Here is an 18,028-nt window from a genome sequence, read left to right as displayed (position 1 = left end):
TAATAGTATTTTAAAAGTCATTGCTTTGCGTACACGTCATTTAGAAAAGTACATACCTGAGCTTAAGCTCACAGATTTATCTGTTTCACTTTGGAGTGGTTGTGGGCAAATTCAATCAGGTTTCTTTAATTCACAGCCAGTGATAGTTAAACTCAGTGAAATTCCTGAAAACATAAATCACCAAGTCATTTCACAAACTGATTTTGCCAAACAGAGAAAAGATAAATCCTATCTGAACGAAATCAATTTTTACAACGACCCGACATGTCATACAGCTTTTGAGAAAGTAAGACCCGATTGTTACTTTGCAAATAGAATTGGGGCATTAAATGTTTTGATTTTAGAAGATTTTAAATCAAAGAACTTTCAAAATATAGATGATCATAAACTTGAACATATCTATGCAGTTGTTAATTGGTTAGCCCAGTTTCATGCGCAAGGGCTTCCCCTCATCAACTCAGAACCATTTCCATTAGGTGGATATTGGCATTTAGAAACAAGGCCTGACGAGTTTGAAAAGATGGAATTCATTGATTTAAAACGCCGAGCAAGGTATTTAGCAGACTCACTTTATAAAGCTAAGTATCAGACGTTATTACATGGTGATTCTAAGTTAGCAAACTACGCATTTGATAAAAGTAACAACGTACTTGGCTATGATTTCCAATATGTTGGTTCTGGTATTGGGTTACAAGATGTCATGTTGTTTATGACCAGTGTGTTTGATGGTGAAGAATGTGCAAAGTATGAAGAATCAATACTTAATTTATACTTTGAAAGTTTGAATGAAGCACTCAGTTCTAGCATGAATATAAAAGAGTATGAACTTTTAGAGCGAGAATGGCGTACTCTATGGCCAATAGTATGGTCTGATTTCTATCGTTTTTTAAATGGCTGGAAACCAGAACATAAAAAAATAACGCAATTCATGCAAAATAAGTTTTCAGAAGTTCTAAACAAGATATGATTTTTTCTTTTCTAAGTGCGCTTTGCTGGTCTTTATTTGATATTGCAAGAAAAGAGCTAGCCCAGCATGTTAATCCAAAGTTCTTGTCCCTTGCAATGAGCGTCAGTGTTCTGCCTTTGTTCTTCTTATTGTGGGGATTTCAAGGGTTTCAATTCCCGAGTAGTTCTTATTATTTTCCAGCAACTATAAGTGGTGTACTCGCTGCAATAGGCAGTGTTTGTTTTATGTTCGCTATCTCGAAGGGCAAACTTGCAATTGTATTATCGATTACTGCTTGTACACCGTTTATTTCAGCTGTGTTCTCATTCTTTTTCTTTGACGAACTACTCTCTCAATTCGAGTGGTTAGGCATTGTGTTAGTTGTGTTTGCAACCATGCTCCTTGCTGGCACATCAATTAACACACGTGACAAATCAAGTTTATATGCATTAATTACTGCATTTGCATGGGGTACCTGTATTGTTTTCGATAAACAAGCTTTAACCTTTGGTTCAAGTTCTTTCCATGGCATGTTTCTGACATCTATAATTATTGCTGTTTTGTCTATTAGTTTGCGACTTGACTATCAATGGCGACCCTTGCTCAGAAACTTTAAGTGGTGGCTTATTTCTGTAATAGTGTTTTTTGGTGCTGTATTTCTTCAATTTGCTGCGCTTGAATATCTAAACCCTGGTGTTGTAGAGGCCATAAAACGAGGAATTGGCATTGTACTCGCTGTTATTATAGGTCGCGTATTCTATAAAGAAACTCTGTCTAGCAAGCAAATATCGGGTGTTTGCTTAGTTTTGTTTGCAACTTATTTATTCATGTAAAGGGGCTTTACAAACCACTTTTTTATTTTTCTAGAAAATTTATAATGTTTACTCGATTATTCGGAGTTTATATGAAGTATTTAGTTTTATTGCTTTTGTCAGTCAGTATCTTCAGTTTTAGTACTTCTGCACAGACAAGCGATTTATCTGTAACAATGAAAAACATAGGCCATGCTTACAAAAAGGCAGTTCGCTCAACTGACGGTAAAGAAATAATCAGTCAGATTGATGAAATGATTTTTTTGATCCAAAAGAGTAAAAAGGCTAATTTCAAAGCTGATTTAAAAGAGAAATCAATCAAGGGATTAGATAAGGTCATCACCGTATTACAAGAATCAAAGCGTTTTGTAGAGAAAGGTGAAATTACGAAAGCTAAGGCAAAATTAAAGAAAGTTGATGTACTTCGAGAGAAATATCATGAGCTACACGAGCCACCAAGTGTTTGGGAGCTATTATTTGGATAGAGAAAAGCGGCATAAATGCCGCTTTTTTATTTTTTCTTTTTCTTCATGCCTTGGACGGCTTTGAATCTTGGATTAGATTTACAGATCACAAATACTCGGCCACGTCTTTTTACCACTTGGCAACCAGGGCGACTCTTGGCACTTTTTAAAGAACTGAGTACTTTCATAAATTTTCCTTATATTATTTGCTTGCAAGATTTTTAAAGCGGCGGTTGAATTGAGCAACACGACCATCAGAAGCTGTAATTTTCTGCTTACCTGTATAGAAAGGGTGTGATTCACTTGAAACATCAATTGGTACATATGGGTAAGTTACGCCATCAATTTCGACTGTTCTATCAGATTTGATTGTCGAACCAACAATAAAGTATTTATCGATAGAAGTATCGTGAAATGCCACTTGTTCGTAATCAGGGTGAATATTAGGTTTCATAAAATGCTCTTTTGTTTTGTTATAATATCTCGCATGTTATTCTAAATGAAAACCATTTGCAAATGGGTTTTGGGTAAATTTGTCGATTTTGATGGTTTGTTGCGCAAACAAACACCTTGTCTCTAGCTATTCGTTGTAGGCCTGTTATAAATAAGGTGTAAGTTTTAAAGGGAAGCAACAATGGAAGAGCTAAATAATAACTTGGATAACACCGTGATTGATTCGCTCAAAAATAAAGATCACAGTGGCATTAACAAACAGCTTGATCAGTTGAGTTGTTCTCATAGTGACATCATTGAGTTACTTGCAGAATATGTTGTGTTAGCTGAACAAGATGATGAAAGCTTTGATGCTTGGTACGACGGTCTTTGCGAAGATAAATTAAAAGTTTTAAAGGCATTTGAAATTATGAGAGCTCACTTAGAGTCGTGAGCTCATCTTACCGATAAATCATATTGCTTTATTAAACGCTCAATATAACGCTGTCGAATAAGCTGTTTTGGTAATAGTTGATTGTCTAGTGCAACTGAGTTATTAAGTTGTCTGAGTGCAATATGAAGGCTTTTTCGTGTCTCCTCACCGAGTATGTCTAAGCTAAAATCTTCAGTTAAAAATGAAATAACATACTTATATAGATCGATAGCAACGATTTCTTCTATCTTTCCTGTAGAACTTATTGCGCCATATTTTCCTACTAAGAAATATTGCCAACTCGACTGAATGGATTCTTCTAGATCTTCTGTAAATGAGGCGATAAGTGTTTCAGGTAAACCATGTACTAACTGATTCAAAGTCTGTTGATAGAGATTCCCAAAATACATGAATGCTTGACTTGAAGACTCAATATTATGTTTTATAAGTATTTGAGCCCAAGCTAGATATCCTCTCGGGTAATATTCAATCTGCTCTGTATGCTCTGTGATCCCTAAGTAAGAATTGACCTGAAGTTTATTTTCTATAACGAAACTGCTCGCTGGAAACAATCCTGACTCTTGCCACTCAAATAAGATATCTTCATTGACTCTTGCAGACTGGCATATTTCTATAGTTTGATAAAAATTTTCATTAAAATGATTAAGTAAGCTCATAGTGATGCTGGTTAAATATACAGTGTTTGTATTTAATCAGTAATACAACAAATTTACAAGTCATTCAGTCTAAAGAAAGCTCGGAACTGCTACTGTTTTATGTAAGAATATTGGCACTTGGAATAAGAAAACTTGTAAACATGCAGATTAACGAAAAACTACAACAAGCAAGCTTGATCACCGCGATAAAAACTCCTTATTTAGCAACTGGCGAAATCGATTTACTCGCCTACGACAAATTAGTCGAACTACAAATTGAAGCGGGTGTCGACGGTATTATCGTAGGTGGTACAACTGGTGAAGGCCAATTAATGAATTGGGAAGAGCACCTAATGTTAATTGCGCACACTGTAAGTAAGTACAAGCAACAAATTTTAGTTATCGGTAATACGGGCAGTAATAATACCCGTGAAGCTGTGAAGGCAACAGAATATGGGTTTGCAACGGGAATGGATGCCGCATTACAGATAAACCCTTACTATGGTCGCACTTCAGTTGAAGGTGTTGTAAAACACTTCGAAAAAGTACTCGAAATTGGCCCTGCATTTATTTACAACGTGCCGGGAAGAACGGGGCAGGATTTAACACCAGATATCATTGAGCCTCTTTCGAAGCATGATAATTTTATTGGTGTTAAAGAATGTGCAGGTAATGAACGTATTGCGCACTATGAACTACAAGGTATCGCATGTTGGTCGGGTAATGACGATGAAGCACACGATGCAAGACATTTACATGGTGCACATGGTGTCATTTCAGTTACTTCTAATATTGTGCCTAAGCAGTTTAGAAGTTTGATGAACGAACGTAATGACGAACTAAATCAGTCATTGCAGCCACTAATCTCTTGGTTATTCTGCGAACCTAACCCAATCGCAATAAACACGGCGCTCATGATGACTGGTGCTGTAAAGCCAATCTTCAGATTGCCTTACGTACCATTAAGTACATCTCAACAACAACAAGGCTTACAATTAATTTCTGAACTAGCAACGGGTAGTTATGTTGGTAATGCACCAAGTTTACTAGACTCTGAGTCAATTATTCTTTGTTAGAACTCACTAATTGACGTATAATCTGCGGCCTTTTAATGATTGGCCGCAGGTTTTTGTTATGAATTTCAAATCTTTTAGTTTTTCTCCGCTTATTCTGCAAGCACTAGACGAATTAGAATTTCACACCCTTACACCAATTCAGCAAGCTGCTATCCCTGTTGTAAGAAAAGGGCATGATGTACTTGCTACAGCTCAAACTGGTACAGGTAAAACAGCCGCTTTTAGTTTGCCAATCATACAGAATATTTTTGAACATGCTGAGCAACACCCTAGAGCTTTGATCATAGCGCCAACACGTGAGTTAGCAGAACAAATTGCAAATAACTGCAAGCAATTCGTTAAATATACTGACCTTAATGTGGTTGCTTTATTTGGTGGTGTGAATACTGCTGGACAAGAAGAACAATTGAACTTTGGCTGTGATATTTTGGTTGCAACACCAGGTAGGCTTCTTGATCACTTACGTCTGGGCAGTGTAAATCTGTCTCAGGTAAAGCATTTAGTGTTAGATGAAGCAGACAGACTACTCGATATGGGCTTTATTACTGACATCCAAAAAGTAATAGAGCTATGTCATGAAGAAAAACAACAACTTTTCTTCTCGGCTACTTTCCCAACGGCAATGAAACAGTTTGCACGTCAAGTTTTAAAGCACCCTAAGTTTGTTCAAGTTACACCTGAAAATACAACAGCAGAAACGGTAAGGCATATTGTTTATCCTGTTGAGCAAGGCAGAAAACAAGAGCTGCTTTCTGAGTTGATTGGCAAGAAGAATTGGCAACAAGTTCTTGTATTTGTGAACATGAAAGATGTTGCTGACGACATAGTGAAAGAGCTTAATCTTGATGGTATACCTGCCACTGTGTGTCATGGCGATAAAAAGCAAGGTGCTAGACGTCGTGCTTTACGTGAGTTCAAAGAAGGCAAGGTTCGCGTATTAGTTGCCACTGAAGTTGCGGCGCGCGGAATTGATATCGAAGGTTTGCCTCGTGTGGTTAACTATGATCTACCTTATCTTGCAGAAGATTACGTACACCGTATTGGTAGAACCGGTCGTGCTGGTCAGCAGGGCCAAGCAATTTCATTTGTTGCTCGTGAGGAAGAGCAAGTATTACTGCATATTGAAGACTTAATTGGCCAACAAATTAAGCGCTATTATTTACCTGGCTATGAAGTAAGCAGTCGTGAAAATCTGATTAAAAACTTAACTAAAAAACCTTCACATCAACGTAGAAAACCAAAAACTAACCGCCCTAGTAATCAGGCAAGTGGTGAAGCGAGAGCGAAAAACAGAGCGCGTATCGCGAATGTGAGAAAGCAGATTAAAGGGAAGTCTTTAAAGTTGAGTAAATAAATTCTTTTTAAGTAAAATATTCAAAAGGTTGCCATGTGCAACCTTTTTTAGTTTTCTCTTCAATGATTAAATAGCATAGGCTGCGAGGCTTATCTCTTCAATTTTGCAGGCTTGTTGTATTGCATCATCTCTTGCCATGGTTTTTAAATATCTATTTAGATTATTAAAGCTCAATGGGGGATTTTGAATTTCGTCGGCCCAAATGCATAGCATAAATAAAATGTAATCACAGACAGTAATTGATTCACCAACTAAATAGGTATTGTCGTTGAGTTGTTTATCAATGAGCTGTAATACATCTTTTAATCTTGTTTGCTGTGTCCTGACAATGTCATCGTAAATCAATGCGTTTTGTGTGTGCCTTTCTGGATAAAAGTAAGTCATTAGTTCAGTTTGCAGTGTACTAGTTAAATACATCAACCACTGATTGAAAATAGCCTTTTGTTTTATATCTGCAGGAATAAGAGATGTTTCGGGGTGTTTTTCTGCAAGGTATAAGCAAATTGCTGCGCTTTCAAATAGAACAAATTCATCATCAACCAAAGTTGGGATCCGTCCTGTCGGGTTAATTGATAAATATTGGGCTGACTTTTGTGCCAGTTTTTTTCTGTCTACAAGCTCGAGCTGATAGGGGGCATTGATCGCTTTTAAAACAAAATGAGGGGCAAGACTGGCATTACAAGGGTAGTAAAACAGAGTATACATACTTCACCTAGATAGTTAGAGTTTTTTGATAGCAGTGTCCTTTCAGTAAATGGTACTAGAAAAACCTAGGTGAGATAATCAGTTTAATCAAGAAAATACTTCACTTTACAAACAAAAACGGCAACCTGAGTTGCCGTTAAATAGTATAAAATTGTGATTAGTTAACGACTAAGGCGTATAGTAAATCGGTGAGTTAGGACCTACAGGTAAGCCAAAACCGAATACCCAGATGTAGAATAGTGCAACCCAACCAACAAAGAAGAACATACTGTACGGAAGCATGGTCGCTACTAGCGTACCGATACCCATATCTTTTTTGTACTTAGTCGCAACAGCGAGTATCAGACCAAAGTAACTCATCATAGGAGTGATCAGGTTAGTCACAGAGTCACCGATACGATATGCAGCTTGGATAGTTTCTGGCGCATAACCAATTAACATTAACATTGGTACGAAGATAGGGGCAGTCACAGCCCATTGAGCTGAAGATGAGCCTAAGCTTAAGTTAACTAATGCACACATAAAGATGAACAGTACAAACACTTCAGGGCCTGTTAGGTTAAGGGCTTGAAGTAGCGCAGCGCCGTTAATTGCTAGAATAGTACCTAGGTTCGTCCATTTAAAGAAAGCAACGAACTGAGCCGCAAAGAATACAAGTACAATGTACATACCCATAGAGCTCATTGATTTACTCATTGCGTCAATGACGTCGCGGTCATTCTTCATGGTGCCAACAACGCGACCATAAACAAAACCAGGGATTGCAAAGGTAACAAAGATAAATACTACGATACCTTTTAGGAATGGAGAGCCAGCTACTTCACCGGTTTCAGGGTGACGTAAAATACCATTTTCAGGCACGATGGTTAACGCAAGAAGCGCAGATACAACAAGCAGAGAAACACCAGCCCATTTCAAACCAGATTTTTCTTTCGCACTTAATTTTTCAATGTTGTTTTCACTTAAGTCGATGCTTGCTTCGTCAGGGTTGTATTTACCAAGACGCGGTTCAACAATTTTTTCTGTAACTAATGTACCAACGATGGCAATTAGGAATACTGATATCATCATGAAGTACCAGTTCGCCTCAGGGCCGACTTCATAAGTTGGGTCAATCATCTGTGCCGCAGGTGTTGTAATACCAGCAAGTAGCGGATCAATTGTGCCAAGTAAAAGGTTTGCACTATAACCACCTGAAACACCAGCAAACGCCGCAGCTAGACCCGCAAGTGGGTGACGACCTAGGCTATGGAAAATCATTGCGGCAAGCGGAATTAATACAACATAGCCTAATTCAGATGCTGTATTCGATAAGATTGCGGCGAAAACAACCATGAAAGTAACAAGACGCTTTGAAGCACCCATCACCATACCGCGCATCGCAGCAGAAAGCATACCTGAGTGCTCTGCAACACTTACACCCAGAAGTGCAACCAATACAGTGCCTAGAGGTGCGAAGCCTGTGAAGTTAGTTACAAGGCCTGTAACGATGCGCTGTAGACCTTCAGCGCTTAAAAGACTGACAACTTCGATGACCCCATCTGGATCACGTCCTTTAGCGCCTTCAGGGCGAGGGTCAATGGCGCTTAAGCCAAACCAATCTGCTATACCACTGAAAATAACAATGGCAATACAAAACATAGCAAATAGCGTGATAGGGTGGGGTAACAAATTACCTAAAAATTCAACAGTTGCTAAAAAGCGATTAAACAAACCCTGTGGTTTTTGTTCTGTTGATTGTTGATTTTCAGGCTTTGTCTCAACTGCGTTCGACATAATGAAAAATACTCAATACCAAAATTGCCGCATAACCTATCACTTTTTTAATTTGAAATCATTTTTTTACCGTTAATTCACAGTAAAAACAGGACAAACACCATGACGAAAACCTGACAATTTGGCAATATAGGCTCAACTAAACGTTTACCGTCTTTAATATGCACATTCACTTTCTCGGCACTTCATCAGGTGTACCTAGTCAAACTAGAAACACATCGTCCACAGCAATTTCATTCGATAAAACAAAATCCTGGGTTATGGTTGATTGTGGCGAGGCAACACAGCATCAACTCTTAAAGTCTTCTCTCTCTTTTTTTCATTTAGATGTGATCTGTATTAGCCATGTACATGGAGACCACTGTTATGGTTTGCCCGGGTTATTGTCGTCTATGGCGATGAATGGCAAAAAATCTGCTGTTCACCTAATCGCTCCCAAAGAAGTTATTGAATGGTTACACGCAACTTTTCAGATGTCGGATACCAGACTCTCCTTTGATTTAATTACGCATGATATTAGTGAAATGACATGTGCATCGGATTTCAATTTTTGTGATATTCAAGTTATCCCCTTAAAGCACAGAGTCTCCAGCTTTGGTTTTAAGGTTTCTGAAAAATTGATCCCAAAAAAACTTAAAATTGAAAAGCTAATAAAAGACGGCATTAGAAGTGGTCCTCATTATAATAAATTGCAAAAAGGAGAAAATGTTGTATTTGGCTCAGAGCTACTTTTAAGTAAAGATTACACATTTCAAAGCTGGCAAACGCGTCGAGTCATTGTTTGCGGTGATAACGAAAAACCTAATCTTGTCGCTAATTGGTGTTCTGATATTGATGTGTTAGTGCATGAGTCAACTTTTATACATTGTGACCTTCACAAGGTGGGGTTTCATACAGGCCATTCAGATGCGAAAAGAGTTGCAGAATTTGCGCAGCTTCAGCAAATCCCAACGCTAATTCTAACTCATTTTAGTGTCCGATATCATGGAGAGCGTGGATTTGAAAGTGTACGGCGAGAAGCTAACCACTACTATTGTGGTAATTTAATTCTCGCAGAAGATTTTTTTACTTTCTCAATAGATAAAATAAAATTGCATTTTAATGAATAATAATTTGGCGTATTAATAGCGCATCTTTCACTTTGATATATGCTTAAAACAGATACAATCTCGTTTAGTGAATATGCCTACTTTAAATATCAAAACACGTATTTTACTGTTTGTGGTAATTTTTGAAATATTGGCCTATTCGTCAATCGTATTATTTAGTAATGTTTACTACAGCAGCGCGTTATCTAATGTCAAAGAACAAGAAATCATTCAAACCTTCAAATCTAGCGCTAATAAAATTGACCACACAATCACATTGATGGAACAAAGCGCCTACAATCTAGCACAACACGGCCTTTCTCTTTATCTTGAGCATAATAAATCGCATTTTGAAAAAGCAGAATTAAAGCATAAATTTAGTGCCATTTTAGAGCAGCACTTTTCATTCTTTGAACTTGCCTTAGGTGGTGGTGTTTGGTTTGAACCTATGCGAGTGTTCGAAGATACACAGTATTTCGGACCATATGTATATCGAGATAATAAACGTATACTATTTAGCTGGGAGTTAAGTGGTGAGCAATATGATTACCATAGCCAAGATTGGTATCAGTTAGGTAAACAAGCTGCAGAAAATGCGCTTCCAGTTGTCTGGACACATCCTTATGTCGACGAAGCGGGTAGCTTGGCTCCGATGATGACAGTTGACGCGCCTATTATTTTAACCAATGGCGATATGATTGGTATGGCAACAGTAGATTGGTCGTTGGCTGCACTAACTGCATTTTTAGAAACAGTGAAGATTACCGATAACTCATCACCACTATTGATCCATAAAGCATCAAATAGAATTATCAGTTTTCCATTAAAATCTGAGTTGGTGATGCAAACGACACCCGATGAAGCATGGGTTAAGCCACTTTATAGTAGCTCATCAAATACTAAGTTCAATACTTTTAAAAGCTTACAAATAAACGGTAAGCTGTATGATTTGTATTTTCTCGAGACAAAAAGCGGTTTTATATTGGGTTTTTTCAGCCCACATAAAGACATTGATAAAGAAGTGAGAGCAGTATCTCAAGTCACTTTATTGGGAGGTGCAATTATTGGTATCACTTTCATCGTTTTGATTATCTTTATCATGAAGCACCTTTTTAAGCCTTTTGATCTAGTACTTAGCCAGATTAAAGGCTCTATAAAGCATACTGATAACGAAAAAGTAACCGTTCAAAACATTGTTTATGACGAGCAAAACGAATTCACGCCAATTATTACTGAGCTAAATTTTGTCTATCAGCAAGTCAACACACATATAGCAGAAATTAATCAAGCTAATACAGCGCTTACCAAAACACAGAGTGAGTTAGATAAGCTCAACCTTGACCTAGAGCTTAAAGTCAAAACGCGAACAGATGAACTTAATTACAAAACTGAAGAAGCGTTAAAGGCACTTTCTGATTTGCAAACTATACAGAAAAAATTGATTGAACAAGAAAAGCATGCGTCACTCGGTCGATTAGTTGCTGGCATAGCCCATGAAATTAATACGCCAGTTGGCGTTGCCATCACAGCTGCATCATTTGTTGAAGATGAAGTGATACATCTAGAAGAGAAGCTGCAATCATGTCAGTTAACTAAACATCATTTGGTTAAGGTTATTTCTGATTTCAAAGAAGGATGCTTTATTCTAAAAAGTAATTTACATAGAACTGCTGAATTGGTTGCCAGCTTTAAACAAGTCTCTGTAGATCAATCTTCCGAATTATTACGCAAGATAGAGCTGAATGCTTATTTAGAAGATGTGATCCGTACTTTAAAGCCGAGGATTAAAAACTCATCTCATAAGGTTCACCTAGAACCAAACCCGGTTGAAGTAGAAGTGCTTTGTAGCCCAGGTGCAATAGCACAAGTTATTACAAATATTATAGAAAACGCGCTAGTTCATGCATTTGGAAAACACGAGTCTGGTGAAGTTAATGTTTTACTGTCTCAATCAGGTGATGAAGTCTGTATTCTGATATCAGACAATGGAAAAGGTATGCCTGGTGATGTGTTAGAGTGTATTTTTGATCCGTTTTTCACTACGAATAGGGAAAATGGTGGAAGTGGTTTAGGGATGCACTTGGTTTATAACATTATTTCTCAGCAATTAAACGGGACGATTAATTGTTCGAGTATTGTTGGCAAGGGAACTCAATTTATCATCAAGTTCCCAATAAACTCAACGAATTAACGAGCGTTTGTACTTTCAAAGATTTTGTCAGCAGACGCTGCAACAAATCCAGTATAGATTTCACCATCTGGTTTGTTGTAACGTAGTGCAAACTCATAGAAACAGCTTGGAATTGCAAACTCACCATCAGTGAACACAACATTTGCATGATCGGCCAATGTAGATGATTGCTCTAATAGCACTTCTGGAGAACCTTTAATTTCGCCACCTGAAGCATTCAATTCAAAACCAGCATCTTTTAAAGATGTATTTACCGCTTCAATAGTCTCAAAGTTCGCTAAATGATTAATGCTTACAGTGAAGTGATTAGCACGATAGCCCCATGCAGACATCCAAGCTGCATATTCACTTTCTTCAAGTAAAGCTTTGTAAGTTTCATTACTTACTTGCCAATGTGTGCCTGAGTATAAGAAATTGTCTGCAGTTACTGCATCTTCATCAATTTGATCGACCATTTCTTTAACAATTTTCTGTAAAGACTCAGAGCACTTTTCAACAAGTAATTCAGAGATGAATACTTTAGGTTTAGTTGGATCTGTATGCTCGAAGTGTTTTGCGTACAGTTTTTTTGCTTCGAAATGGTATTCACCACATTCTTTGTAACCAACAGCTAGAAAATGTGCTGCAAGTTTTTCTAAGCCTACTTTTTCTATGTTGAAAGTACGAAGAGCAATATGATCATTGATAACGTCAGACTGTTGTGTAGAGCCTAGTAGCTCATGAACTTTAATTGCTGAAGGTGTAACTTCTAAATAGTTAGACCAAAGGTTATCAAATAGTGTGTCAACATTGTTGTGCATAATGGTTCCTTAATTTGACGGCTTAGCCGCTCAGTTTATGTATCGATTAAGCACGACACATAATCTCATACCAATTTTAATTAATTATTTGCGTTTTAAAGTGCAAAAATTCTTACAGTATCGCCATTTTCTAGATTAAGTGCTTCAGCTTCTTCACGTGCAATTGTGAGTGTTAGCGCTTGTTTGTCTAACTGTACGTTATCTGTAAACACGGCTTTGAAATCAGTGAGTTTTTGATTTGAAATAGCATAGGTTTGCTCACAGTTAACATAGTCGACTATTTTCACAGGAACAATATAAGACTCTTGAACGGTTCTGATATTGTCTAGTTTTGCTTCTATTGTTGGGCCAGCATCAAATAAATCTACATAACCTCTATGCTCAAACCCTTCTTTTTGAAGGAGTCTAAGTGCAGGCTTAGTTTTTTCATGCACATGACCGATAACTGCTTGAGCCTCATCACTTAGTAAGTTCGCGTAAATAGGGTACTTAGGCATTAGTTCGCTGATAAATACCTTGTCACCTAAACCAACCAGATGGTCTGCTTGAGGAAATTCAATTGAAAAGAAGTGCTCTTGCAACCATTGCCAAAAAGGAGAATGGCCTTGAGCGTCACTTACTCCGCGCATTTCTGCAATCACAGTCTCACTAAAACGACTACTTTGATCTGCCATAAAAGCAAAACGAATTCGGCTCAAAAATCGACCAGCAAGACCTTTGCGGTATTGTTCGCGTAAAAACAAAGTACAAATTTCAGAGCAACCCGTGTAATCATTACACATACTCAATATTTCAACAGTGTTATACACGTTTAATGTACTTGAATGGTGAACCGTTTTACCTAGGTGATAGTGGTAAAGAGGGACTTGTGTTCCAACCGCAGCTTCAATCGCTGTTGTGCCAACAATTTCATTTGTGTTTGTATCTTCTAATACAAACAAATAACCTTCATCAAAAGGTGTCTCAACATGTTTTGAGAAACTATTTTCAGAACGTGAAATTTTGTCTTGTAGTAAGTTGTCATCAACAGGTAAAGATGTGAAGCCATGACCAGACTCTATTGCGATTTGCTTTAAAGCTGCAAAGTCAGTGTTTTTTATTGGTCTTAAGATTTGCATATTAAAGTGAGGGGCCACTAGACCCCAATCCTATTTTAGCCGTTTACAACATCTGCAACTGCAAGCTCAAAACGAGCAAGACCCGCTTTAATATCGTCTTCTTCAATCACAAGTGATGGTGTGAAACGAACGACATTTGTACCCGCTACAAGTGTCATTAATCCATGTTTCATACTCGCAACTAAGAAATCACGTGCACGACCTTCAAACTGTTCGTTTAGAACAGCACCTAAAAGTAGACCCTTACCGCGGATTTCACTGAATACATTGTATTTGGTGTTGATAGCTTCTAGAAGTTCGCGGAACATAGCTTCTTTTTGTTGAACGCCAGTAAGAACAGATTCGGTATTTACAGTATCAAAAGCCGCTTCAGCGACAGCACAAGCTAAAGGGTTACCGCCATAGGTTGAGCCGTGAGTACCGATTTTAAGGTGCTTAGCAATATCAGTTGTTGTGATCATTGCACCAATAGGAAAACCACCGCCAAGTGCTTTTGCTGTTGTTAAAATATCAGGTGTTACATTTAAACCTTGGTATGCATAAAGATGACCTGTGCGTCCTACGCCAGTTTGCACTTCATCAAAAATTAGCAATGCATTGTGCTGGTCACATAATGCTCTTACACCTTCAGCAAATTCTTGCGTCGGAGAGATAATACCGCCTTCACCTTGAAGTGGTTCCATCATAACTGCACATGTGTTGTCATCCATTAGTGATTTTAATGTTTCTAAATCGTTGTAATCACAATGAACAATATCAGCCGGTTTAGGGCCAAAACCATCAGAGTATGCTGCTTGACCACCTACAGTCACAGTGAAAAAAGTACGACCGTGGAAGCCTTTGTTGAAAGCAATAATTTTAGATTTGTGCTCACCATAGTTATCAAGTGCAAAGCGGCGGGCAAGTTTAAGTGCGGCTTCGTTTGCTTCAGCGCCTGAGTTTGCAAAGTAGACTTTATCAGCGAATGTGGCATCAGTAATCTTTTTAGCAAGTCTAAGCGCAGGTTCATTGGTCATTACATTTGATAAATGCCAAATTTTCTCGCCTTGTTCTTTCAATGCATTAACAAGATTTGGGTGACTATGACCTAAACAGTTTACAGCGATGCCGCCTGCGAAATCTATGTACTCATCACCTTTTTGATCCCACACTCGTGATCCTTTACCTTTAACAGGGATAACTTCTGAAGGGTTGTAGTTTGGCACCATGACGTGGTCAAAAAGTTCGCGGTTTACTTGCATAATACTGCCTCTAAAACATGTGTTTAATAATTATTCTTTACTATCGTTTGATAGTTTTCTTAATTATTACTCTGAAGTAGAGAAATTTGCAGTGCAATATTTTTCAAATTGATAGATAATTTTGTCAATATAACCAAACTAATGGTCATTATGATAAAAGTACAAGATGAAAAGTTGATAGCTCTGTTAAGAGCGAATGCAAGAACGAGCATTTCAGATTTGGCTCGAATGCTCGATCAGTCACGCTCAACAGTTCAAAATAGACTTCTTAAGCTCGAGCAAGCTGGGATAATTAAAGGTTATAGTGTTGAATTTGGAGAAGAGTATTTAGAAGGACTCGTTTCTGCACATGTTTCTGTTAAGGTAAAGCAGAAGCTAACTACTCAAACAACTGTTGCCTTAAAGCATCATAATAACGTAACCGCTTTATATGCAATCAGTGGTGAATACGACATGATTGCCATTGTTGAAGCTCAAAGCCTCCAGCAACTCAGTAGCATACTCGATGACATCGGTGATTTAGATGGAGTAGAGAGGACTAACTCATCTGTCATTCTAGAGACCAAGTTTAAACGTTAAACATTCAGATATACAAAAGGCAATACCTTGAAGTGTTACAGTAAAGAAAATTACCTGAGTTTAGTTCTTTTGCACTTCGGGTAACCAAACACTCGTTCCAGTTGTTGCAATATGGTTCACATTGCCAGTTAATACTTTTGAGCCAACATTATAAGAGGTTTCTGGTCTACTGACTAAGTAGCCTTGAACACAACGAATACCCAGGTTTTTAACTAATTCAAACTGTTCGATTTGTTCAACGCCTTCAGCAACGATTTTTAATCCAAGTTGATGACCTAACTCACTAATAGAGTTCAAAATTTTAAGGTACTTAGGATTTTCATTCGCTTGGGTGATGAAAAGTTTATCTATTTTAATAACATCAATAGGCAAATCGGCAAGTGTACTCAAAGAACTAAAGCCTGTACCAAAGTCATCAATCGCAACACTAACACCAGCCTTACGACAAGACTCTAGTTGCTGAATTATATCTTCACTGGCAGTAATAAGTGTTGATTCTGTAATCTCAAGCATTAAAGAGCTAGCTGGGAGGCCTGTTTTATTAAGTGCATCCATTACCCAGTTATAAATGCCTCTGTGCTTAAGTTGAATACCTGATACATTGACTGATATTTTGACTTTTTTCATGCCTGCATTGTGCCAAGCTGACATCTGCCTACATGACTCTAGCAAAATCCAATCTCCTAGCTCTAAGATAAGATTAGATTCTTCCGCAATCGGTATAAACTCAGAAGGCGGGATAAGTCCTTCTATAGGGTGCTGCCACCTGATTAATGCCTCAAAGTAATCAATGGCACAATCTTCAACATGTACAATCGGTTGAAAAGACATATGGAAACTGTTTGAGCTAATTGCGAGTCGCAGCTCTTCAAGCAGATAGTGGTATCTGCGCATTTTATTTCCCATTTCTGGAGAATAAACTCTGAAGATACCTCGACCATCAGTCTTCGCTCTGTACATGGCAACATCTGACATTTGTAATAATGCATGCGGTTGCGATGCGCTTTCCGGGTACGAGGCGATACCAATACTGGCGCCAATTTTCACCAGTTTGTTACCAAGAACAAAATCGCGTTCTATCTCTGTCAAAACTACTTGGGCGAGCTCAGTGCAAAATGCAGGATCTCTAATATCAGGCACAAAAACTGAGAATTCATCTCCACCCAGTCTAGATAAGTTTTGATCAATGCCGTTTTGAGGGTGAAGGTCCTGTATCTTAAATTGACGTACTATATCTTTAAGACGATTTGCAACTTGAATTAAAATTTCATCTCCGAAGCTATGGCCAAAAGAATCATTCACTTGCTTAAAGCCGTCTAAGTCGATAAATAAAAGCCCACACCTAAGTTTGTTTTGTTCTGCGAGCTTAAGCTGCTTCTCAAGGTGCTCAATATAAGCATGTCTATCGATTAACTGCGTGAGTTTATCTTGATAAACGTGGTGGTCTGTTTGTTGTTGAATCTCACCAACTTGTTCGTGTATTAAATTTATTGCATGTCTGATTTGAGTAACAGTAGAGCCGTACCTCAGGCTCTTTTCATCAACCTCAAAACGTTTTAGCAGCTTGTGTAGGTCTTTGTTGATCTCATCTAACGCAACTTTTTGGCGTTGATGATTTTTTTGCGCTCTGGCTAGGCTACTTAGTGATATGACGATAAGTAAAATGGAGATTAAGGCATAGGGAGAAAGAATGCTTTCAATAAAAGCATGTTCTGCTTTTATCGCGAGTAGCTCAGCTTTATTCCGTGTTAAGACGTGTACAGTGTTGTCCAATTCGATGAACTCATGAGATGGCAACATAAACCTAAACCAGGCTGAAGAAGGCGTAATATTAGATGCCGAACTAAGCTTAGTTACGTTAACTTGCTCTCCGTTAGCTATATCCATAAGAGATTTGGTGAATAAAAAGTTGAATATGAAACCCAACAAGATCACACAGAGAATGAGTAGTCCTTGTAATTTAAGCTTTTTTAACATATCAGCTGGTTCCAGCAATTCCCATGCGGAGAAACAATATCAGACTTAAGTTTTATCATATTTATGACATTTTATGAAAGTAAGATTTTAAATTTAGCAACAAACTGAATAGCTATGAGTAAAAATTGCGTACTTATTAGGAATATTCACTTTACACTGTTTAAAACTTAGTCTAATTTAAAATTCTCTCTCACACATACATACCACTCAACGTAATGTTGAATTTGTTTAACTTGCGCATTTAATCTTGCGCTGATGACACTGGAGTTGTCACATAAGATAAACATTCAGTTGATTAAATAGGCAAATAATCTTCTAAGCTGAAATGCAGTCTATTTCACAAGCAAGAACTTAATGCGTAATTTCTTTAGGAATAAGGC

Annotated in this window: 18 protein-coding genes; 9 read left to right on the top strand and 9 right to left on the bottom strand. The window is 37.8% G+C overall.

The genetic code is table 11. The annotated features are described in order from the left end of the window. Window positions 1-25 precede the first annotated feature (25 nt). The 3 genes from ACXAC4_RS24350 (at window position 26) to ACXAC4_RS24340 (ending at window position 2,243) form a co-directional block, all read left to right on the top strand. The gene (locus ACXAC4_RS24350; protein ID WP_475166744.1) at window positions 26-967 is read left to right on the top strand and encodes a protein kinase family protein; all 942 of its coding nucleotides are present in this window, start codon (window positions 26-28) and stop codon (window positions 965-967) included. Continuing rightward, window positions 964-1,779 carry an SMR family transporter gene (locus ACXAC4_RS24345; RefSeq protein WP_475166742.1) on the top strand — a complete coding sequence of 272 codons (816 nt, stop codon included), beginning with the start codon at window positions 964-966 and terminating at the stop codon, window positions 1,777-1,779. Before ACXAC4_RS24350 ends, ACXAC4_RS24345 begins: the two co-directional genes overlap by 4 nt. Window positions 1,780-1,850: 71 nt before the next feature. Further along, window positions 1,851-2,243: a cytochrome b562 gene (locus ACXAC4_RS24340; protein ID WP_475166739.1), complete on the top strand. Its 393-nt coding sequence runs from the start codon at window positions 1,851-1,853 to the stop codon at window positions 2,241-2,243. Window positions 2,244-2,269: 26 nt separating this feature from the next. On the opposite strand, the gene ykgO is transcribed toward ACXAC4_RS24340, so the two are convergent. Together ykgO and ACXAC4_RS24330 are read right to left on the bottom strand one after the other, a co-directional pair. Then, window positions 2,270-2,410: a type B 50S ribosomal protein L36 gene (gene ykgO, locus ACXAC4_RS24335; protein ID WP_058032458.1), complete on the bottom strand. Its 141-nt coding sequence runs from the start codon at window positions 2,408-2,410 to the stop codon at window positions 2,270-2,272. Window positions 2,411-2,424: 14 nt separating this feature from the next. Then, the gene (locus ACXAC4_RS24330; protein WP_390443652.1) at window positions 2,425-2,676 is read right to left on the bottom strand and encodes a type B 50S ribosomal protein L31; all 252 of its coding nucleotides are present in this window, start codon (window positions 2,674-2,676) and stop codon (window positions 2,425-2,427) included. Between the two features lie 180 nt (window positions 2,677-2,856). Here ACXAC4_RS24330 and ACXAC4_RS24325 point away from each other — a divergent pair, with 180 nt between their 5' ends. Next, a complete protein-coding gene (locus ACXAC4_RS24325; RefSeq protein WP_138479487.1) occupies window positions 2,857-3,108 on the top strand; it encodes a hypothetical protein in 252 nt (83 codons plus the stop codon). Window positions 3,109-3,110: 2 nt separating this feature from the next. Here the strand turns inward: ACXAC4_RS24325 and ACXAC4_RS24320 are convergent, their stop codons facing one another. Then, window positions 3,111-3,659 carry a DUF6058 family natural product biosynthesis protein gene (locus ACXAC4_RS24320; RefSeq protein ID WP_475166730.1) on the bottom strand — a complete coding sequence of 183 codons (549 nt, stop codon included), beginning with the start codon at window positions 3,657-3,659 and terminating at the stop codon, window positions 3,111-3,113. Between the two features lie 245 nt (window positions 3,660-3,904). Between ACXAC4_RS24320 and dapA the strand changes: the two genes are divergently transcribed. Together dapA and ACXAC4_RS24310 are read left to right on the top strand one after the other, a co-directional pair. Continuing rightward, on the top strand, window positions 3,905-4,819 hold the full coding sequence (gene dapA, locus ACXAC4_RS24315) for a 4-hydroxy-tetrahydrodipicolinate synthase (RefSeq protein ID WP_475166728.1): 915 nt from the start codon (window positions 3,905-3,907) through the stop codon (window positions 4,817-4,819). 58 nt (window positions 4,820-4,877) lie between these two features. Continuing rightward, window positions 4,878-6,173 carry a DEAD/DEAH box helicase gene (locus ACXAC4_RS24310; protein WP_475166725.1) on the top strand — a complete coding sequence of 432 codons (1,296 nt, stop codon included), beginning with the start codon at window positions 4,878-4,880 and terminating at the stop codon, window positions 6,171-6,173. Window positions 6,174-6,239: 66 nt separating this feature from the next. Here ACXAC4_RS24310 and ACXAC4_RS24305 read toward each other — a convergent pair whose 3' ends face one another. Together ACXAC4_RS24305 and ACXAC4_RS24300 are read right to left on the bottom strand one after the other, a co-directional pair. After that, on the bottom strand, window positions 6,240-6,878 hold the full coding sequence (locus ACXAC4_RS24305; protein ID WP_475166723.1) for a glutathione S-transferase family protein: 639 nt from the start codon (window positions 6,876-6,878) through the stop codon (window positions 6,240-6,242). Between the two features lie 168 nt (window positions 6,879-7,046). Then, window positions 7,047-8,654 (bottom strand): AbgT family transporter, encoded by a 1,608-nt coding sequence (locus ACXAC4_RS24300; RefSeq protein WP_421964072.1) that lies wholly within the window; start codon window positions 8,652-8,654, stop codon window positions 7,047-7,049. 161 nt (window positions 8,655-8,815) lie between these two features. Between ACXAC4_RS24300 and ACXAC4_RS24295 the strand changes: the two genes are divergently transcribed. Next, window positions 8,816-9,763 (top strand): ribonuclease Z, encoded by a 948-nt coding sequence (locus tag ACXAC4_RS24295; RefSeq protein WP_475166720.1) that lies wholly within the window; start codon window positions 8,816-8,818, stop codon window positions 9,761-9,763. Between the two features lie 73 nt (window positions 9,764-9,836). Further along, window positions 9,837-11,933, top strand: coding sequence for an ATP-binding protein (locus ACXAC4_RS24290; protein WP_475166718.1), 2,097 nt, complete (start codon window positions 9,837-9,839; stop codon window positions 11,931-11,933). Here the strand turns inward: ACXAC4_RS24290 and ACXAC4_RS24285 are convergent. The 3 genes from ACXAC4_RS24285 to ACXAC4_RS24275 all read right to left on the bottom strand — a co-directional run bounded on the left by ACXAC4_RS24285 (window position 11,930) and on the right by ACXAC4_RS24275 (window position 15,092). Next, complete coding sequence (locus tag ACXAC4_RS24285) at window positions 11,930-12,733, bottom strand: 2-oxoadipate dioxygenase/decarboxylase family protein (RefSeq protein WP_475166713.1); 804 nt, start codon at window positions 12,731-12,733, stop codon at window positions 11,930-11,932. The genes ACXAC4_RS24290 and ACXAC4_RS24285 overlap by 4 nt on opposite strands. Window positions 12,734-12,828: 95 nt before the next feature. After that, complete coding sequence (gene astA, locus ACXAC4_RS24280; protein WP_475166709.1) at window positions 12,829-13,851, bottom strand: arginine N-succinyltransferase; 1,023 nt, start codon at window positions 13,849-13,851, stop codon at window positions 12,829-12,831. A gap of 35 nt (window positions 13,852-13,886) precedes the next feature. Further along, entirely contained in the window at window positions 13,887-15,092 is a 1,206-nt protein-coding gene (locus ACXAC4_RS24275; RefSeq protein ID WP_475166703.1) for an aspartate aminotransferase family protein, read from the bottom strand. Between the two features lie 150 nt (window positions 15,093-15,242). Here ACXAC4_RS24275 and ACXAC4_RS24270 point away from each other — a divergent pair, with 150 nt between their 5' ends. Further along, complete coding sequence (locus tag ACXAC4_RS24270; RefSeq protein ID WP_475166699.1) at window positions 15,243-15,671, top strand: Lrp/AsnC family transcriptional regulator; 429 nt, start codon at window positions 15,243-15,245, stop codon at window positions 15,669-15,671. 60 nt (window positions 15,672-15,731) lie between these two features. Here the strand turns inward: ACXAC4_RS24270 and ACXAC4_RS24265 are convergent, their stop codons facing one another. Continuing rightward, entirely contained in the window at window positions 15,732-17,648 is a 1,917-nt protein-coding gene (locus tag ACXAC4_RS24265) for a putative bifunctional diguanylate cyclase/phosphodiesterase (protein ID WP_475166692.1), read from the bottom strand. Window positions 17,649-18,028 lie beyond the last annotated feature (380 nt).

It is taken from the genome of Pseudoalteromonas sp. AWM4_233, assembly GCF_056158285.1.
The sequence above is the reverse complement of the archived record's forward strand: the minus strand, read 5'-3'. Positions and strand labels throughout refer to the sequence as shown.